Origin of the sequence: Stappia sediminis (assembly GCF_009826895.1) — a bacterium.
GTDB lineage: Bacteria > Pseudomonadota > Alphaproteobacteria > Rhizobiales > Stappiaceae > Hongsoonwoonella > Hongsoonwoonella sediminis.
This window is the reverse complement of record NZ_WUMV01000003.1, coordinates 476,826-491,772: the sequence shown is the minus strand read 5'-3', so window position 1 is coordinate 491,772 and position 14,947 is coordinate 476,826. Positions and strand designations below refer to the sequence as shown.

The 14,947-nt window shown below is 63.5% G+C and carries 14 protein-coding genes; 6 read left to right on the top strand and 8 right to left on the bottom strand.

Features of this window, described 5'->3' with window-relative positions; translation table 11 throughout:
- The first annotated feature begins 118 nt into the window (after nucleotides 1–118).
- The gene (locus GR183_RS09195; protein ID WP_160775303.1) at nucleotides 119–1,918 is read left to right on the top strand and encodes a DEAD/DEAH box helicase; all 1,800 of its coding nucleotides are present in this window, start codon (nucleotides 119–121) and stop codon (nucleotides 1,916–1,918) included.
- Here the strand turns inward: GR183_RS09195 and GR183_RS09190 are convergent.
- Entirely contained in the window at nucleotides 1,915–3,360 is a 1,446-nt protein-coding gene (locus tag GR183_RS09190) for an aminotransferase class V-fold PLP-dependent enzyme (protein WP_160775302.1), read from the bottom strand. The genes GR183_RS09195 and GR183_RS09190 overlap by 4 nt on opposite strands.
- Nucleotides 3,361–3,473: 113 nt before the next feature.
- Between GR183_RS09190 and GR183_RS09185 the strand changes: the two genes are divergently transcribed.
- Nucleotides 3,474–3,935: an Lrp/AsnC family transcriptional regulator gene (locus GR183_RS09185; RefSeq protein ID WP_202395936.1), complete on the top strand. Its 462-nt coding sequence runs from the start codon at nucleotides 3,474–3,476 to the stop codon at nucleotides 3,933–3,935.
- Nucleotides 3,936–3,954: 19 nt separating this feature from the next.
- On the opposite strand, the gene GR183_RS09180 is transcribed toward GR183_RS09185, so the two are convergent.
- On the bottom strand, nucleotides 3,955–4,353 hold the full coding sequence (locus GR183_RS09180; RefSeq protein WP_160775301.1) for a YchJ family protein: 399 nt from the start codon (nucleotides 4,351–4,353) through the stop codon (nucleotides 3,955–3,957).
- Between the two features lie 74 nt (nucleotides 4,354–4,427).
- Between GR183_RS09180 and GR183_RS09175 the strand changes: the two genes are divergently transcribed.
- On the top strand, nucleotides 4,428–5,405 hold the full coding sequence (locus GR183_RS09175) for an endonuclease/exonuclease/phosphatase family protein (RefSeq protein ID WP_160775300.1): 978 nt from the start codon (nucleotides 4,428–4,430) through the stop codon (nucleotides 5,403–5,405).
- Nucleotides 5,406–5,408: 3 nt separating this feature from the next.
- Here the strand turns inward: GR183_RS09175 and GR183_RS09170 are convergent, their stop codons facing one another.
- The gene (locus GR183_RS09170; protein WP_160775299.1) at nucleotides 5,409–6,053 is read right to left on the bottom strand and encodes an alpha/beta hydrolase; all 645 of its coding nucleotides are present in this window, start codon (nucleotides 6,051–6,053) and stop codon (nucleotides 5,409–5,411) included.
- A 140-nt stretch (nucleotides 6,054–6,193) separates the two neighbouring features.
- Between GR183_RS09170 and GR183_RS09165 the strand changes: the two genes are divergently transcribed.
- Nucleotides 6,194–6,775, top strand: coding sequence for a VOC family protein (locus tag GR183_RS09165; protein ID WP_160775790.1), 582 nt, complete (start codon nucleotides 6,194–6,196; stop codon nucleotides 6,773–6,775).
- Here GR183_RS09165 and GR183_RS09160 read toward each other — a convergent pair.
- Both GR183_RS09160 and GR183_RS09155 read right to left on the bottom strand, forming a co-directional pair.
- Nucleotides 6,769–8,058: a DUF2254 domain-containing protein gene (locus GR183_RS09160; protein ID WP_160775298.1), complete on the bottom strand. Its 1,290-nt coding sequence runs from the start codon at nucleotides 8,056–8,058 to the stop codon at nucleotides 6,769–6,771. The two genes, GR183_RS09165 and GR183_RS09160, sit on opposite strands and share 7 nt — an antisense overlap.
- Before the next feature lie 39 nt (nucleotides 8,059–8,097).
- On the bottom strand, nucleotides 8,098–8,739 hold the full coding sequence (locus GR183_RS09155) for a DNA-3-methyladenine glycosylase family protein (protein WP_160775297.1): 642 nt from the start codon (nucleotides 8,737–8,739) through the stop codon (nucleotides 8,098–8,100).
- 87 nt (nucleotides 8,740–8,826) lie between these two features.
- Here GR183_RS09155 and gluQRS point away from each other — a divergent pair, with 87 nt between their 5' ends.
- Nucleotides 8,827–9,714, top strand: a complete 888-nt coding sequence (gene gluQRS, locus GR183_RS09150; RefSeq protein ID WP_160775296.1) for a tRNA glutamyl-Q(34) synthetase GluQRS — start codon at nucleotides 8,827–8,829, stop codon at nucleotides 9,712–9,714.
- Between the two features lie 7 nt (nucleotides 9,715–9,721).
- Here the strand turns inward: gluQRS and GR183_RS09145 are convergent, their stop codons facing one another.
- Complete coding sequence (locus tag GR183_RS09145) at nucleotides 9,722–10,657, bottom strand: AEC family transporter (RefSeq protein ID WP_208999798.1); 936 nt, start codon at nucleotides 10,655–10,657, stop codon at nucleotides 9,722–9,724.
- A 216-nt stretch (nucleotides 10,658–10,873) separates the two neighbouring features.
- Here GR183_RS09145 and GR183_RS09140 point away from each other — a divergent pair, with 216 nt between their 5' ends.
- On the top strand, nucleotides 10,874–12,049 hold the full coding sequence (locus GR183_RS09140) for a response regulator (protein WP_160775294.1): 1,176 nt from the start codon (nucleotides 10,874–10,876) through the stop codon (nucleotides 12,047–12,049).
- 23 nt (nucleotides 12,050–12,072) lie between these two features.
- Here GR183_RS09140 and GR183_RS09135 read toward each other — a convergent pair whose 3' ends face one another.
- Both GR183_RS09135 and GR183_RS09130 read right to left on the bottom strand, forming a co-directional pair.
- Nucleotides 12,073–13,971: a L,D-transpeptidase family protein gene (locus tag GR183_RS09135; protein ID WP_244313657.1), complete on the bottom strand. Its 1,899-nt coding sequence runs from the start codon at nucleotides 13,969–13,971 to the stop codon at nucleotides 12,073–12,075.
- Between the two features lie 293 nt (nucleotides 13,972–14,264).
- Entirely contained in the window at nucleotides 14,265–14,906 is a 642-nt protein-coding gene (locus GR183_RS09130) for a LysE family translocator (RefSeq protein WP_160775292.1), read from the bottom strand.
- Between the last annotated feature and the right edge of the window lie 41 nt (nucleotides 14,907–14,947).

The window sequence follows — 14,947 nt, the reverse complement described above, 5'->3', positions numbered from 1 at the left end:
TCCGGGCTGGCAAAGCGGTCTTCCGGGCGGCGCTCCACATTGGAGCGATGAGCCACTCGAATATCATCTGCGCCGATGCAAACCTTGCACGCATAACGTTTCCTGAAAGCGAAAGACGATGCCCCTCATCGAAGGTGCTCACCCGGCGCTCGCAAGAGCGCTTGAAAAGCGCGGTTATACCGAACTTACGTCCATCCAGGCCGCGGTCCTCGAGATAGAGACGCCGGACGCCGATCTGCTCGTCTCCGCGCAAACCGGCTCGGGCAAGACGGTGGCCTTCGGGCTTGCGATCGCTCCTACCCTGCTCGGGCGGGAAGAAAGCTTTTCCGGCGCCGGGGAGCCGCTGGCCCTGGCGATTGCGCCGACCCGCGAACTGGCACTTCAGGTCGCGCGCGAGTTCGAATGGCTTTACGCCGGGACGGGCGCCAGGATATCCACCTGCGTTGGCGGCATGGACATGCGCAAGGAGCGGCGCGCGTTGGCGCAAGGCGCGCATATCGTCGTCGGCACACCCGGGCGCCTGCGCGATCATGTCGAGCGCGGCTATCTGGATCTTTCCGCCCTTCGCGTCGTCGTCCTGGACGAGGCCGACGAGATGCTCGACCTCGGATTTCGCGAAGACCTCGAATTCATTCTCGACGCAGCGCCCGACAACCGCAGGACACTGCTGTTTTCCGCGACCGTCCCGCGCCCGATCGTGCAGCTCGCCAAGCGTTTCCAGAAGGATGCGCTGAGGCTGTCGACGATCGAGGAGCAAGCTCCGCATGGCGATATCGACTATCGGGCCTATCCGGTCGCGCCGGTGGATCGCGAAAACGCCATCGTCAACGTGCTGCGCTTCCATGAAGCGGAAAGCACCATCATTTTCTGCGCAACGCGCGAGGCGGTGAAGCATCTTTCCGCGCGGCTCGCCAATCGCGGTTTTTCCGTCGTCTCGCTGTCGGGAGAACTGAGCCAGAGCGAGCGTACCCATGCCCTTCAGGCGATGCGCGACCGGCGGGCCCGCGTTTGCGTCGCGACCGATGTCGCCGCCCGGGGTCTGGACCTGCCGAACCTCGATCTGGTGATCCACGCCGATTTGCCGACAGGGCGCGCGGCACTCCTTCACAGGAGCGGACGAACCGGGCGTGCGGGCCGCAAGGGCGTCAGCGCGGTCATCGTGCCCTATACCCGGCGGCGCGGCGCGGAGCGGCTGTTTGGCGGCGCAGGCGTGGAAGTGAACTGGACACAGACCCCGACGGCGGACGATATTCGCGTCCGCGACAGGGCTCGTATCCTGGACGATCCTTCGCTGATCGGAGAAACCGGCGAAGAGGACGCCTCTCTCGCCGCCGAGCTTTTGGAAAAGCATGGCGCGGAGAAAATCGCCAGCGCCTACCTGCGTCTTCTTCAAGCGCGCTACCCGACGCCGGAGGATCTTATCGAGGCCGTTCCCGCCAGGCGGGAGGAAGGCGAGCGCCGGCGCGGCAAGGACCGGCCGGACAGGGCCGCTGGACAGGGATCCAAGGGGGATGGCGCACAGCGCCAGCCCAATTTCGAGGGCGGCGTGTGGTTTCGTGTATCGCTCGGCCGCAAGCACCGCGCCGATCCGCGCTGGCTGTTGCCGATGATCTGCCGTGCCGGACACGTTACCAAGCGAGACGTAGGCACGATCCGCATCAACGAGGCGGATACGCGTGTGGAGATATCGCCCGAGGCGGCAGACCGGTTCTGGCAGACCATCGTCGTGAACGGCACGGGCGAGAAGAACGTGAAGATCACCCTTTCCGACGAGGGCGAGCACACACCTTCCCGTGGCCGCGCCGGACACGGGAAGCCGAAGGGTCGCAAGCCAGCCGGGCAGGAGAGAACATCCGGAAAACCTTCCGCCAGGAAATTCAAGGCCAAACCCCGCCGGAAGAAGCCCGCGAACGACTAGGCAATCGCCTCGGCTTCGTTCTCGTGCCGAAAGCGGGCAGTGGCCTCGTCACAGCGATAATACGGCCAGTATTCTCCTGCCACTCTGGTCAATTCGGTGACAGAGCGCAGAATGAAATCGACGGTTTCATCGTCGATCAGATAGCCGAAATTAAGCCGGCACCAGCCCGGCTTCTCGATCTCGCGACCTGAAAGGATGGCCTCCCGCATCACATCCGACGCCTCGCGGCCGATGCCGAGCAGGCGATGAGCGTAGGGCCCCGCGCAGGCGCAGCCGCCACGCGCCTGGATGCCGAACAGGTCGCTCAGCATGCGCGTCGCAAGCTGCTGATGGATCGGCTGGCCGTTTTCCTCAAACAGACGGAGCGAAAAGATCGGCAGACGGTCGCGCCGGTCCGAGGCCAGTATCTCGATGCAAGGGTGGCCTTTCCACGCGGCGAACGCGCGTTCGGCCAGTTCGCTGTCACGCCGGGCGATGAAATCCTCGCCGACGGCATCCTTCACAATGAAGGCGAGCGCGGCGCGGATATCGCCGATGACATTGGGTGTGCCCGCTTCCTCGCGCGCAGCAAGCGAGCCTGCGTAGTCATGCCCCCATGGCGAAACGAACGAGACGGTGCCGCCGCCCGGCCATGTCGGGCGCGACCGGCTGACTGCGGTGTTTCGTACGATCAGCACTCCGGAGGCGCCCGGTCCACCCGGAAACTTGTGCGGCGAAAGAAATACCGCATCCTTTTCAAGCCCCTCACCGGGGTTCATGTCGATCGGCAGATACGGCCCGCCGCCTGCGTAGTCCCAGACGGCAAGGGCGCCATAGCGCTTCAGGAGCGCGGTGACGGCGTCCACGTCGGCCTTGATGCCCGTCACGTTGGAAGCAGCCGAAAACGCGCCGATCACGAGGCGCTCGGCCGGTTGGCGCACGAGCATGAGTTCCAGCTCGACCAGATCGGGGCCGCCGCCGTCCGCTTCCGGAATTTCGACGACCTCGGCACGGGATTCCCGCCATGGCAGGATATTCGAATGGTGCTCGTAGGGCCCGATCAGTACCAGCGGGCGGATCGCCCGTGAGCCGTCGAACGCCAGCAAAGAGACCAGGCGGTTGACCGCACTCGTCGCACCTGCACCGGTGAAGATCACCGTTTCGCCCGGTCCGGCATTGACGGCCTTGGCGATAATGCTGCGCGCCTCGTCTCTCAGCGCCGTCATCCTCGCGCCGCAGAAGGAGGCTTCCGTATGGCTGTTGGCATAATATGGCAGCACATGTTCGGCGATGAAATCCTCCACCGGCCGAAGAGCGCGGCCCGACGCCGTATAATCCGCATATACGAGGGGATGTTCGCCGAAGGGGCCGGGCACGGGCACGCCTTCGCCGATAAGGCCGCGTCGCAGCCTTGCGACGACGTCATCTGCATCAAGTGAAGAGCGAAAGCCTGCCAGATCCATTTTCGACCGTCCTGTCATCGAATTGCCAGGATCAGGCTATGCGAAACAGCGTGGGATTGATTTTACATTTTTAGATCAATTACGCTGAAACATGTGAATCTATTCGACGGAATATGGATTTGTTCGATCAATTCAACAAGGCGATCCTGCGCCTGCTGCAGCGGGACGGATCGCTCACGCAGCGCGAAATCGCCGAGAAGGTGAACCTTTCCGCCAACGCCTGCTGGAACCGCATCCAAGCGCTGAAGCGCGACGGCATCATCCTCGGCCAGACCACGCGCCTTGACCGGGACAAGCTCGGTCTCGGTCTCGTCGTCTTCGTCATGGTGAGGACGCGCCACCACTCCATCGAGTGGCTGACGGAATTCCGCCGGCACGTGTCATCGATCCCGGAAGTGATCGACTTCTACCGGATCGGCGGCGACTACGACTATCTGCTGAAGGTCGTGGCGGAGGATATGGCAGGCTACGACGCGGTCTACCGGCGCCTGATCTCGGGCGTGGAACTTGATTCCGTTACATCCTATTTCGCCATGGAAGCGATAGAGGAACAGCGTCCCTTCCCGATCGATTGAACACACCGTCCTGTCTCAGTCAGCTTTCCGGCAGGCCCTCGACGTAGTACCAGCGCCCGCTTTTCTTTCGGAAAAGGCTGAGTTCTCGGTGTTCGTGCATGTCGCCGCCGGCAAAAAAGCGGGCGATGAAAAGCACCGTACCCCTTGCGTCGTCCTTACCCCCGGCCTCCGATTTCAGGACCGAAAGCCCCACCCATGCGCTCTCGGTTGCCCAGCGCTCGGCCGCCTGCTTGTCGAAATGCCGCCGCTTCGCGGGCCACAGCGTTTCTTCCAGATAGTCCATCTCCCGGCGCACATAGGCAGAATATCGCGAGCGCATCAGCTCTTCCGCCGTTTCGGGCACGCCTTCGCCTGAATGAAAGCGCCCGCAGCAGGCGTCGTAATCGCGTTTCGAGCCGCAGGGGCAGGGATCAGGCATGCCGAATGCTTCCGATTTGCTATCATGGCTTTAAGCTACGTTTGATTTATCGGTTCGCGGGCGTGCGGGGCAAGATGCGGGCAGCCACTTTCAACCTGGAATCCTTCGGCTCCGAAAAGCTGGAACCGGAAGAGCTTGCCCCACGCATCGCGGCCCTTCGTCCGCAGCTGGAGGCGCTTGAGGCCGACATCCTCTGCCTTCAGGAAGTGAACGCCCAGCATGTGGACGGGCAGGACATTCGCGCCTTCACCGCGCTCGACGCACTGCTGAAGGGCACGCGCTACGAGACCTTCCACAGGGTCTGGAGCCTGCGCGCCGACGGCAAGGGCCCGGCGGACCGGCACAGCATCGTAATAGTCTCGCGCCATCCTCTGGAAGCCGCGCAATCGCTCTGGTGGCAAAGGGTCGACCCCCCGCTCTGGCGCCCCGTCCAGGCCACCCCCGCTTTGCCCGGGCGCGAACCGTTTTCCTTCGACCGGCCGATCCTGCAAACGGCGGCACGCCTGCCGGACGGGCGGAAGCTGCATCTCTTCAGCGTTCACATGCGCGCGCCCATCGCAGCACCGATTCCCGGCGGCAAGGCAAGCGCCCATGCCTGGAACACCGCCCCCGCCTGGGCGGAGGGCCTGTTCCTCGCCTCGATGAAGCGTATCGCCCAGGCCCTGGAACTCCGGCTTGCGATAGATGCGGTTTTCGATGCCGAGGACGACCCGCTGATCTTTGCCGCCGGAGACTTCAACGCAGGCGGGGTCGAGCCGGCGCTCAGGATCATCGCGGCCGATCCGGAGGAAACCGGAAATCCGGCGCTTCGGCATCGCCACATGCGCCTCCTGGACCGCGATATCGACAAGCGCCTGCGCCACAGCGTGCTCCATCACGGGCGCGGGCGGATGCTCGATCATATTCTCGCAAGCCCCAGGCTTGCGGAAACCGCCGGCACGGTCCGCGTGCTCAACGCGCGGCTTGAGGATGAAGCGGACAGCGAAAGCACGGTCGGCTCCTACCATGCCCCGGTCGTTGCCGAGTTCGATCTCAATTCCGGAGGCTCATAGCGCTCAGGCAAGCACCCGCCGCAGGAAGGCCGCGCCCAGTTGCGTGCCCGTCGGATCGATGCCGTGGCCCAGCCCTTCGATGCCGTGGCTTGCGACCTCGAAACCGGCATCTTCAAGCGCCGCCTGCGCATTGCCACGGTGAAAGGGAGGAACGACATCGTCCTTCTCGCCGTGCACCAGCAGGATCGGCGGCCGGCTGGCGGCCTCTTCCGCCACGAACTCAGGCCCCGCCAGCAACCCCGAATAGGCTGCGATCCCGGCCAGGCACTTCTTGCGACGAAGCCCGGCGTGAAGGGCCATCATCGCGCCCTGGGAGAAGCCGACGAGCGCGGTCTCGGCCTCGCTCAGGCCGTGGCGGGCAAGCTCGGCATCGATGAATTCGTCGAGAACGGGCCTCGCCGCCACCACGCCGCGCCAGTATTCGGACGGATCGCGCATGGTCAACGGAAACCACTGCCGTCCCGCCGCCCAGATATCGCAGACATCGGGCGCATTCGGCGCGACGAACGCCGCGTCGGGAAGCGCTTCGGCCCAGGCGCGGCCCAGTTCGATCAGGTCGGCGCCGTCCGCGCCGTAGCCATGCAGGATGACGACGAGCCGTTTCGCAGGCTCGCCGGAGAGCGGAGATAAGCGCGGTCCGTCCAGCATGTGGTCTCCATTTCGGCCCGGTTATCGAAGTAAGCCAGAAACCGGAAACCACCTTTGTAGCGTCCTTTGAACCGACACTCGACCCCGATCCGAACCCGTCCTAACATGGCTCCCGATTGAAATGCGGCAAGGGCATGACCATGCAGAAGATCCAGACACAAGGCGTGCACCACATCACGCTGAACGGGGCGGACCGGCAAACATCGATCGACTTCTGGGAGGGCGTGCTCGGCATGCCCTTCGTCTTCGAGCAGCCGAACCTCGACGATCACGACGTAAACCACCTCTATTTCGATCCGGGCGACGGACGCCTCATTACGATCTTCACCGACGAAGCGCGCAAGAAGGACTCCTCACCCAATCCGAATGCGCCGGGCACGGTACACCACATCGCCTTTTCCGTATCGCGCGCCACCTTCACCCAGGTGGAAAGGCGGCTTGAGGAGCGCGGCATCCCGAATTCCGGCCACAAGGACCGGGGCTTCATGGATTCGATCTATTTCCGCGATCCGCTCGGCCATCTTCTCGAACTTGCCTCCTACAAGTTCGAGCCGCCGGTGGGCTTCACGCACGCCCAGGTCCTTCTGGAGGCCCATCGCATCCGCGTGGCGCGCGGCGATATGGCGATATCGGATGTGCATCTGGCCGATGCGATCGAGGACCTCGTCAAGCGCTCGCAGGAGTCTCTGTCGGACGACCGGGGCCCGAAACAGCCTTATTGATCGGGCGAAGGGCCGGCCATCATGGCTGCCTTCAGGCGTACCCGGTCGCTCTCGTAGGCAAGAGCCTTTTCCGCTCGTTTGGCAGCCTCCGCTGCGTGCAGGCGCACTTCGCGCCGCACGGCTTCGTCGTCCGTCGCATCGAGTGCCGCAAATGCGCGCTGGAGCTTGAGGCCCACTTCGATGAAGCCCGCACCGTCGCGCGAAATCGCCATGAAGGCATCGTCGAAGAGCGCGGACACCGAAACATTTGGCGCAAACACCCTGTCGAACTGCGGTTTCGGCCTTTCCTCGCGCCTGCGTCCGGCCCAGTCGCTCAAAAGGCGCGTGATACTGCCGATCACCTCGATTGCCGTTCCGGGGTCGTTCACAGCCGGCGACATCGCACGGCTCGAAATCTCCGAAAGCACCACGAACCCGAAACGCGGATCGGCCGTAAAGGTTCGTTCATCCCCGGTGATGAACGCTTCTCCGATTTCATCCGTGCCGGGCGTTTCTTCCATCTCCTTGTTGAAGCGGACGAAAGCAGCCGGGCGCTCTCGCGTCATGAAGGTTCCAGGCAGGCTTGCGACGGTGATTGTGGCGTCATGCGTTTCCGCGAATTCCTGCAGGGCGGGCATGTCGACCATCTGGACAAAGCCGATCCGCCCGATCGTCACGGGCTCGCCGGGGTAGGCACGATCTTGTGCCGGCACGCCGCCAAGGTTCGGATTGTCGCCCCAGAAGTTGAGCGCGGCACTTGTCGCTCCCTCGACCTTCCGGATCGTGTGACCCATGCGGCCAAGGCGCGCGATCCTGTCCACCCAGCGAATGAAGGTAAGCACCACCCAGGCGAACAGGCTGAGCGTCATGAGGAAAAGCACGAACAGACCGGAACGCCCGAAGTAACCCGTCTTCACGGCGATCACGCCGACGACAGAGAAGATGAATGCGCCGATGAAGCTTGAAAGCGCCGTCTTGGATACGTCATCCGCCACGACCACGGAGAAGGCGCGCGGCGTGGCCGAAGTGCTTGCCGAGGCATAGGCGGCGACCATGGAGGAAACGGCGAAGGTCGCCACCGCCAGCATGGAGGTGGACAGGATGGTCAGGAGCTTTTCGACCATTTCCGGTTCGACGGAAGGCGTCGGCCAATCCGCGCCCTTGAGATCGGCGAAACGGGCAAGCAGCACGCAGGCGACCGCCGAAAGGCAATACGTCAACGGCCTGACCCAGAGCCGCTCGTTCAACCGCGTAAAATAGAAGCGGACTTCGGTGAGAAGCGATTCCAGCCAGTTTTCCGTCATACGCAAGGCTCCGGGTTGTCCTGGAACCATTATGCATGATTATACGGGCAGGGTTTCCCGACCTTGACGTAGCGTCCGATAATAAGCCCAGAACAGGCGGGCGGCGACGCCGCGCCAGGGCGCCCACAGCACGGCGATCTCGTCAAGCGCGTCGGGCGTCGGGCGATCTTCCAGGCCGAAGGCATCCCGCACCGCGTTTTGAAGCGCGACATCGCCGCTCGGGAAGATGTCCGGATGGCCCGCGCAAAAAAGCAGGTAGATATCGGCCGTCCAGCGGCCCACGCCCTTGATCTCGCAAAGCCTGGCATGCGCTTCCTCTGGCGGACATGACGCGAGCGCCGCGAGGTCGAGGCCGCCATTTATGGCGCCCGCTATCGCCCGCATTGTGCGTATCTTGGGCCGCGAGAGGCCGGCCTTTCCCAGCTCCTCGTCAGTGATGCCGGCAAGCGTCACCGCTTCGAACGGGCTGACGAGTTCCTCCACGCGCGAATAAATCGCATTCCCGCTTGCAACCGAGACCTGCTGGGAGACGACGATATTCACCAGCCCGGCGAAATCCGGCGCGCGCCTCCTGAGCGGCACTTCGCCCGCCATTTCCACGACAGGCAGAAGACGCGGATCGGCCCGCTTCAGATGCTCGATCCCCTCCAGAATGACGTCAAGCGAATCGATCGGCTTCAAAGGGCGTCCTTTCCGTTCATTCGCAGCATTGATAGAAGATTGACGGAAGAAAGAACCTTCACCATCCCTCACCGCGCTTCAAGCCCCATGCCCACTTCCTCTCGCCCTGTTTACCGCTTCGCGCCCTCCCCGAACGGGCATCTGCACCTCGGCCATGCGCTTTCGGGCCTGCTCAACTACGAAGCGGCGCGGGAGGCCGGCGGGCGTTTCCTGCTGCGGATAGAGGATATCGACATCATCCGCTGCACGCCGGAACTCACCCGCGAAATGCTGGAGGATCTTGCCTGGCTCGGACTTTCGTGGGAGGAGCCCGTCCGCCGCCAGTCCGACGATTTCAACGATTATCGCGCGGCCCTCGCCCGGCTCGACGAAATGGGGCTCATCTATCGCGGCTATCTCACACGAAGCGAGATCAAGGCACATGTCGCCGCCCATGAGGCGGGCGCCAGGGACTACCCGCGCGACCCCGACGGAGCGCCGATTTATCCCGGAGACGAAGCCGTGCTAAGCGCGGAGGAGATTAAACGACGCAAGTCATCCAATGCGCCTTTCGCCCTGCGGCTCGACATGGAAAAGGCGCTCGCGCGGATCGGCAAGCCCCTGACATGGCGTGAAGCGGGTAGCGGACCAAACGGCGAGCACGGGCTGTTGGTCGCGGATCCCGCAAGTTGGGGCGATGTGGTGCTCGCGCGAAAGGACACGCCCACGAGCTATCACCTTTCCGTCGTGGTCGACGATGCTCTGCAGGGCGTCACCCACGTCATGCGGGGGCAGGATCTTTTCTTCGCCACCGCCGTCCATCGGCTCCTGCAGGCACTCTTGGATCTGCCCGAACCGGTCTACCACCATCACCGGCTCATCCTCGGGCCGGATGGGCGCAAGCTTTCCAAATCCTCGCGCGACACGTCCCTGCGCGAGCTTCGCGCCGCCGGCCACACGCCCGCGGACATTCGCGCGATGATCGCACTTCGGTAGTTGTCGCTCAAAGGCCGAGGAAGGCCATCCACAGACCTGTCGTGACGACGGCCCCCGCCGTTGTGAAGGTGATGGAGTTTGCCGACATCGCATGCCCCGTTCCGTAGCGGCTTGCGAAAAGAAAGGCGTTGATGCCCGTCGGACAGCAGGCGGTGAGCGTGGCAACGGACACCCAGAGCGGCGGAAGGCCGACGGCGTAGCGCGCCATGACATAGACGACCGCCGGCATCACGAAGGCCTTCAGCGTACTTAGAATGATCGCCGGCCCCACGTTTCCGCGTATGCCGTAGCGCACCATGCTCATGCCGAGCGAAAAGAGCGCCACGGGCAGCGCCGCACCGCCGATCTGGTCGAGGATCACCTTGAAAAGCCCGTCGACCGGCAGGCCGACGATCTGCCAGAAGGCGCCGGCGAGAATGCCGACGACGATCGGGTTGGTGATCAGGTTGTTCAGCACCGTCTTGAGGATTTCCCCGATCGGGCGGCCCTTCTCCGTCCCGTCGACGACCGCCGCGCGCTCCATCACGATCGCGCAGACGATCGTCAGGAGCGGCAGATGAATGGAGATCAGCACGAAGAGCGGCACCAGTCCCGGTTCGCCGAAAACGGCGGTGATCAGCGGAATGCCGACCATGACCGTGTTGGCGAAGGCCGCGCTGATGCCGGCGATCACGCCGGCGCGCGCCTCACGGCCATAGAGTTTTCGGATGATCAGCGTGCCAAGCGTCCAGACCACGGCGACGCCGGTGAAATAGGCGAACCAGAAGCCCCAGGGCGATACGCCGCCGAGCGAGCTGGTCGCCAGCGTCTTGAAGATCAGGACGGGGATCGCGATCACGAAGACGAATTGGCCGAGCGCGTCGCCGATCCTGGCATCCAGAAGCCCGATCCGCGCGGAGCCGTAGCCGATCCCGATCAGTGCGAAGACCGGCAGCACAACCATCAGAATTTGTGTGATCATTGGCGTTGAATGGCATGTCGCCAGGTGTTGCGCAAGTGATTGCCGCGCCGGAACGGTACGCGGAGCTTGATTCTGGCGCCCGCCTCACCGATAGCTAGATTGACCGTGCAGGCGCCGCACGAATCCAGGCGCTGAGCATATTGTATCTGGAGCGGTCTTCCCGGCCCGGGAAAGCGCTCCGGAACGCAGGCGGGGCCGGTGAGCGACAAGAAACCGACGGACATACGCCCGCACGAAGACGACCGCGACCGGCAGGCCGCCCTCGTTCACGACCTGCGTACGCCGCTTTCGGCCATGCGCACGGCGACCGAAATCGCCATGCGCGAGCCGATGAGCGATACGCAGTCCCAGGCGCTCGGCACCGTTCTGGAAGCGATCGACGCCCTGCTTGCGATGACGACGAACCTTCTCGATAGCGCGCGGGCCAATGCCCTTGAGCGGGCCGACGCCGGAACGCCGAACGTCCACGCGCTTCTGAGCGGGGTCGGCAGGCTGTTCGGTGCAGCGGCAAGGGAAAAGGGCCTGGATTTTCACTTGCGGATAGACGGCGCGCTGGCCGGCTACCAGGTCGCCGATACCGCCGCGCTACGCCGGATCGCCTCCGTTCTTGCCGACAATGCGGTCAAATATACGGATGCCGGATCGGTCGTCCTCGAAGCGAAGGCGGTGGCGGACACGCAGTCCCCCGTCCTGATATTGGACGTTGAGGACAGCGGCGGCGGGATTTCGGAGGATGACCGCAGCGGTCTCTTCAAACCCTACCGCCGGGGCGAAGACGCCGCAGGCAGGCAGAGCGGGATGGGTCTTGGCCTCTGGAATGCCCGCCATCTTGCGGCTGGCGCCGGCGGGCGCCTCGAACTCGCAAGTACTTCGGCCTCGGGCAGTCGTTTCCAACTCACGTTCCCGATCTACAGGGAAAAAGAAGGTTCAAGCCCGGGCGGCTCGCAACAGCGGGAAATGCCGGTGCCGGAAGGCGGCGTCCTGCCCAGGCGCGTGCTTGTCGTCGACGATAATGAGACGCATCGGCGCCTTCTCGCCACCGTGCTCAAGGCTTTCGGCGTCGATGTCGCGATTGCCGCAAGCGGCGAGGAAGCGCTCGCCCGCTTCGAGGCCGCGCGAGACGATCAGCGTTTCGACGTTGCGCTAATCGATCTCACCATGCCGGGAATGGACGGTTTTCAGACCCTTGAGGCGCTGCGCGATGAGGAGGGGGGCAGATCCCTGCCCGCGATCGCCGTTACCGCGGCCTCCAATGCGGACCGCAATGCGCTTTCCGCCCGCGGCTTCAGTGCCGTGATCGAAAAGCCCGTGGATCCCGCGGCACTCCACAGGACGCTCGAGACGGTCTATTCGGGCGTCAAGCCCGGCGGCTGAGAGCGCATTTCGGCCGTGCTCATTCAGCTTCGCGCGGCTTGCGTCGCCTCGATCGCCTTCTTCAGATACTCGTCGCGCTCATAGACGTCCGCGTAATAACCCATGCTGCCGTCGGGCTCCGGCCAGGCGGTGAAATAGGCGACGTGGACGGGGATGTCACGCGTGACCGGATCGCTGTCGTTCCGGCCCTGGGCGATGCGCGAGCCGATATAGTCGAGCGGCTTGCCAAGCACGGCGGCGGCCATGGCGCGCGGGTCTTCGAGGCGTACGCAGCCGTGGCTGAAGGCGCGGGCATCCTTCTTGAAAAGCCGCTTGGCCGGCGTGTCGTGCATGTAGATCGCGTGCTTGTTGGGGAAGAGGATCTTCAGTTCGCCCAGCGCATTGTCGCTGCCCGGACGCTGGCGCACGTTGATCGGTTGCCGCTTCTGGGCAACCGCATACCAGTCGACGGAGGCCGAGGAGACCTGACGGCCCGAGACGGTCGAAACCTCATAGCCGATCCTGTCGAGGTAGGAAGGGTCCTGCGCGAGCTTCGGCAGCATCTCGTTGACGATGATGGAGTAGGGCACGCCCCAATAGGGGTTGTATTCCACCGTTTCGATCTTGTCGGAGAAGAAATACGTCTGGTTCGATTTCTGGCCGACGACGACGCGCATGGAAAGCGGGTCTCGCTCCTCGCTCATATAGGTCGCCGTAAACGCGGGCTGATTGATGAAAACGTAGCGCGGCCCGAAATCGCGCGGCAACCAGCGCAGCCGCTCCATCGCGAGCTTCACCTTCTCGATCTTGTCCGCGTTCGAAATCCCTTCGAGCGCGCGGATCGTGTTCTTGCCGATGATGCCATCGGCGGTCAGGCCGTTTTCCGCCTGGAAATCCTTGAGGACCGCCACGAGTTCGGGAGTATAGTCCTCTCCCCCGTCATAGGCGCCAAGCGTATCGGCATGCGCCGTCTTGAGATCGTCGGACCCTTTCAGGCCAATCGCGGCGATAACGTTCTTGAGTTCGATGCTCTTTCCGCCGGGCCGCAGGAAGGTGTCCTCGGCGATTTCCACCCGCTCGCCCTCATCGGCCTCCTTCAGTTTCGCCAGCGCCCGTATCAACCGCACGAACTGCGGGTTCGACGGGCTGCGCCCCTGCAGATAGGCGTAGACGTCATCCGTCGCCGCGATGCTGCCCATCACGAGCTTGAGGTCCACCTCCTTGCGCGGCAGGTCGTGATAGCCAGAGATGCGGTTGGGATCGATGCGCCCGCGCGCGGCATCGAGCGAATAGGTGAGCGCGGCCGCCGAAAGCTCCATCTCGAAGCGCATGAGTTCGGCCTGCCGCGCGGCCTTGTCCACAACGCCGTCAAGGGAAGGGAATGCCACGCGATAGTCGGCCGGATCGAGGCCGACCTGCGCCGCCTCGCTCATCGTATTGACGGCGGAAACCGCCTTTTCGGTGATCATGCCGTTCATGATCCAGACGAACGCCGGATGCGTCGCATAATAGGCCTCGATCGCCTCGATCACCTCGGGCAGCGCCCTCACCTGCGTCCGCTTCAATACGCCGCGTGCATCGAGGAACGCCGGGTCCGCGATGAAATTTCCAGCCGGACTCCGCACTTCCAGCGATGCCCTGATCACCGGCGCATCAGCCGTGCCTTTATGCGGGATGCGCCTGTCTTTCAGCCGCGCCTCGTCCTCCAGGCGCGTTTCCAGCGCTTGCGCATATGCGTCGAGCTCATGGCCGAGACTTGCAAGATCGGCCGTTTTGAGCCTGTCGGGTTCATAGGTGTAGTAGCGCGGGCCGCTGACGCGCACTTTCGGGATTTCGCGGCGCACCGGTTCCTGGGCGCGGCGCTGTCCGTTGTCGTAATGTTTCGGGTTGAACAGACGGTCCAGAAAGCCTTGCGCCTCCGCCGGCGCCGAAGAAACCAGCATCGCGCCCGCGGCGGCCGCGCACGCAATCGCTGAAACGGAAAATTTCCTGATCGAAGACATCTTCGGTCCTTGGTTGCCCGGTCGAATTGGATCCGCCTGCCCGCATGTTGGCCGCCCGCACGTTTGCCCCCGAGCCGGCTCGCATTCGGGTAGAATCACCCGCAGATTCACTCACCTTATTGTAAATCTGGGGCGAATCGAATCCCTCGCCAGTAAGGTAAAGCAGCGGTTTTACGTTTTTTACGCCCTGTTGCCTTAAGGCAGCGTTGACGCCAGGGCGCCCGACAGCCAGGTCAGCTTCGGCTTGCCAGAACGAGCTTGACGGCGAATCCGCCGATCACGGTGGCGAACAGCCAGTCGAACACGCGCATGACCTTCGGCGAGCGTCGCAGGGTGCTCGAAAACGCATCCGCGCCAACCACCATCGCCGCGCAAATCGGGATCGAGAGAGCCACGAAAAACAGGCCGAGAAATATCAGCTTGCCGGCCGCATCCGGGTCGCTCGCCTCGACGAACTGCGGCAGGAAGGTCAGGAAGAAGAGCGCGATCTTCGGGTTGAGCAGATTGACGAGCAGGCCTGTCATGAAAACGCGCGACATGGATTTTCGTTCCGTCTTCTCCCGAGAAACGGTCAGCGCCGAGCCGTGCCGGATCGTATCGACGGCAAGCCAGACGAGGTAGAGCGCGCCGACGATCTTGACCGCGAAGAAGGCCGAAGCAGATGCGGCGATCAGCGCGGAAAGGCCGAAAGCGACCATCATCGTATGCACGACGCTGCCTGTGAGTGCGCCCGCCATGGACATGAAGCCTGCGCTTCGTCCTTGCGACAGCGCGCGGCTCACGAAAAGCGTCATGTCCGGACCAGGCGTTACCGCCAGCACGATGCAGGCTATCGAGAAAGCGAACAGGACAGGTGTATCAGGCACGAAATTCATGGTTGGACCCGGTCTGAATTGCGGGTGGAATCTACTCTTTC

Coding starts and splice junctions, on each gene's coding strand:
- GR183_RS09190 (WP_160775302.1), bottom strand. CDS start 3,360: ATGGATCTGGCAGGCTTTCGCTCTTCACTTGATGCAGATGACGTCGTC.
- GR183_RS09165 (WP_160775790.1), top strand. CDS start 6,194: ATGCAGAAGATCCAGACACAAGGCGTGCACCACATCACGCTGAACGGG.
- GR183_RS09175 (WP_160775300.1), top strand. CDS start 4,428: ATGCGGGCAGCCACTTTCAACCTGGAATCCTTCGGCTCCGAAAAGCTG.
- GR183_RS09145 (WP_208999798.1), bottom strand. CDS start 10,657: ATGGTTGTGCTGCCGGTCTTCGCACTGATCGGGATCGGCTACGGCTCC.
- GR183_RS09185 (WP_202395936.1), top strand. CDS start 3,474: ATGGATTTGTTCGATCAATTCAACAAGGCGATCCTGCGCCTGCTGCAG.
- GR183_RS09195 (WP_160775303.1), top strand. CDS start 119: ATGCCCCTCATCGAAGGTGCTCACCCGGCGCTCGCAAGAGCGCTTGAA.
- GR183_RS09170 (WP_160775299.1), bottom strand. CDS start 6,053: ATGCTGGACGGACCGCGCTTATCTCCGCTCTCCGGCGAGCCTGCGAAA.
- GR183_RS09135 (WP_244313657.1), bottom strand. CDS start 13,971: ATGCTGGTTTCTTCGGCGCCGGCGGAGGCGCAAGGCTTTCTGGACCGT.
- GR183_RS09160 (WP_160775298.1), bottom strand. CDS start 8,058: ATGACGGAAAACTGGCTGGAATCGCTTCTCACCGAAGTCCGCTTCTAT.
- GR183_RS09180 (WP_160775301.1), bottom strand. CDS start 4,353: ATGCCTGATCCCTGCCCCTGCGGCTCGAAACGCGATTACGACGCCTGC.
- gluQRS (WP_160775296.1), top strand. CDS start 8,827: ATGCCCACTTCCTCTCGCCCTGTTTACCGCTTCGCGCCCTCCCCGAAC.
- GR183_RS09130 (WP_160775292.1), bottom strand. CDS start 14,906: ATGAATTTCGTGCCTGATACACCTGTCCTGTTCGCTTTCTCGATAGCC.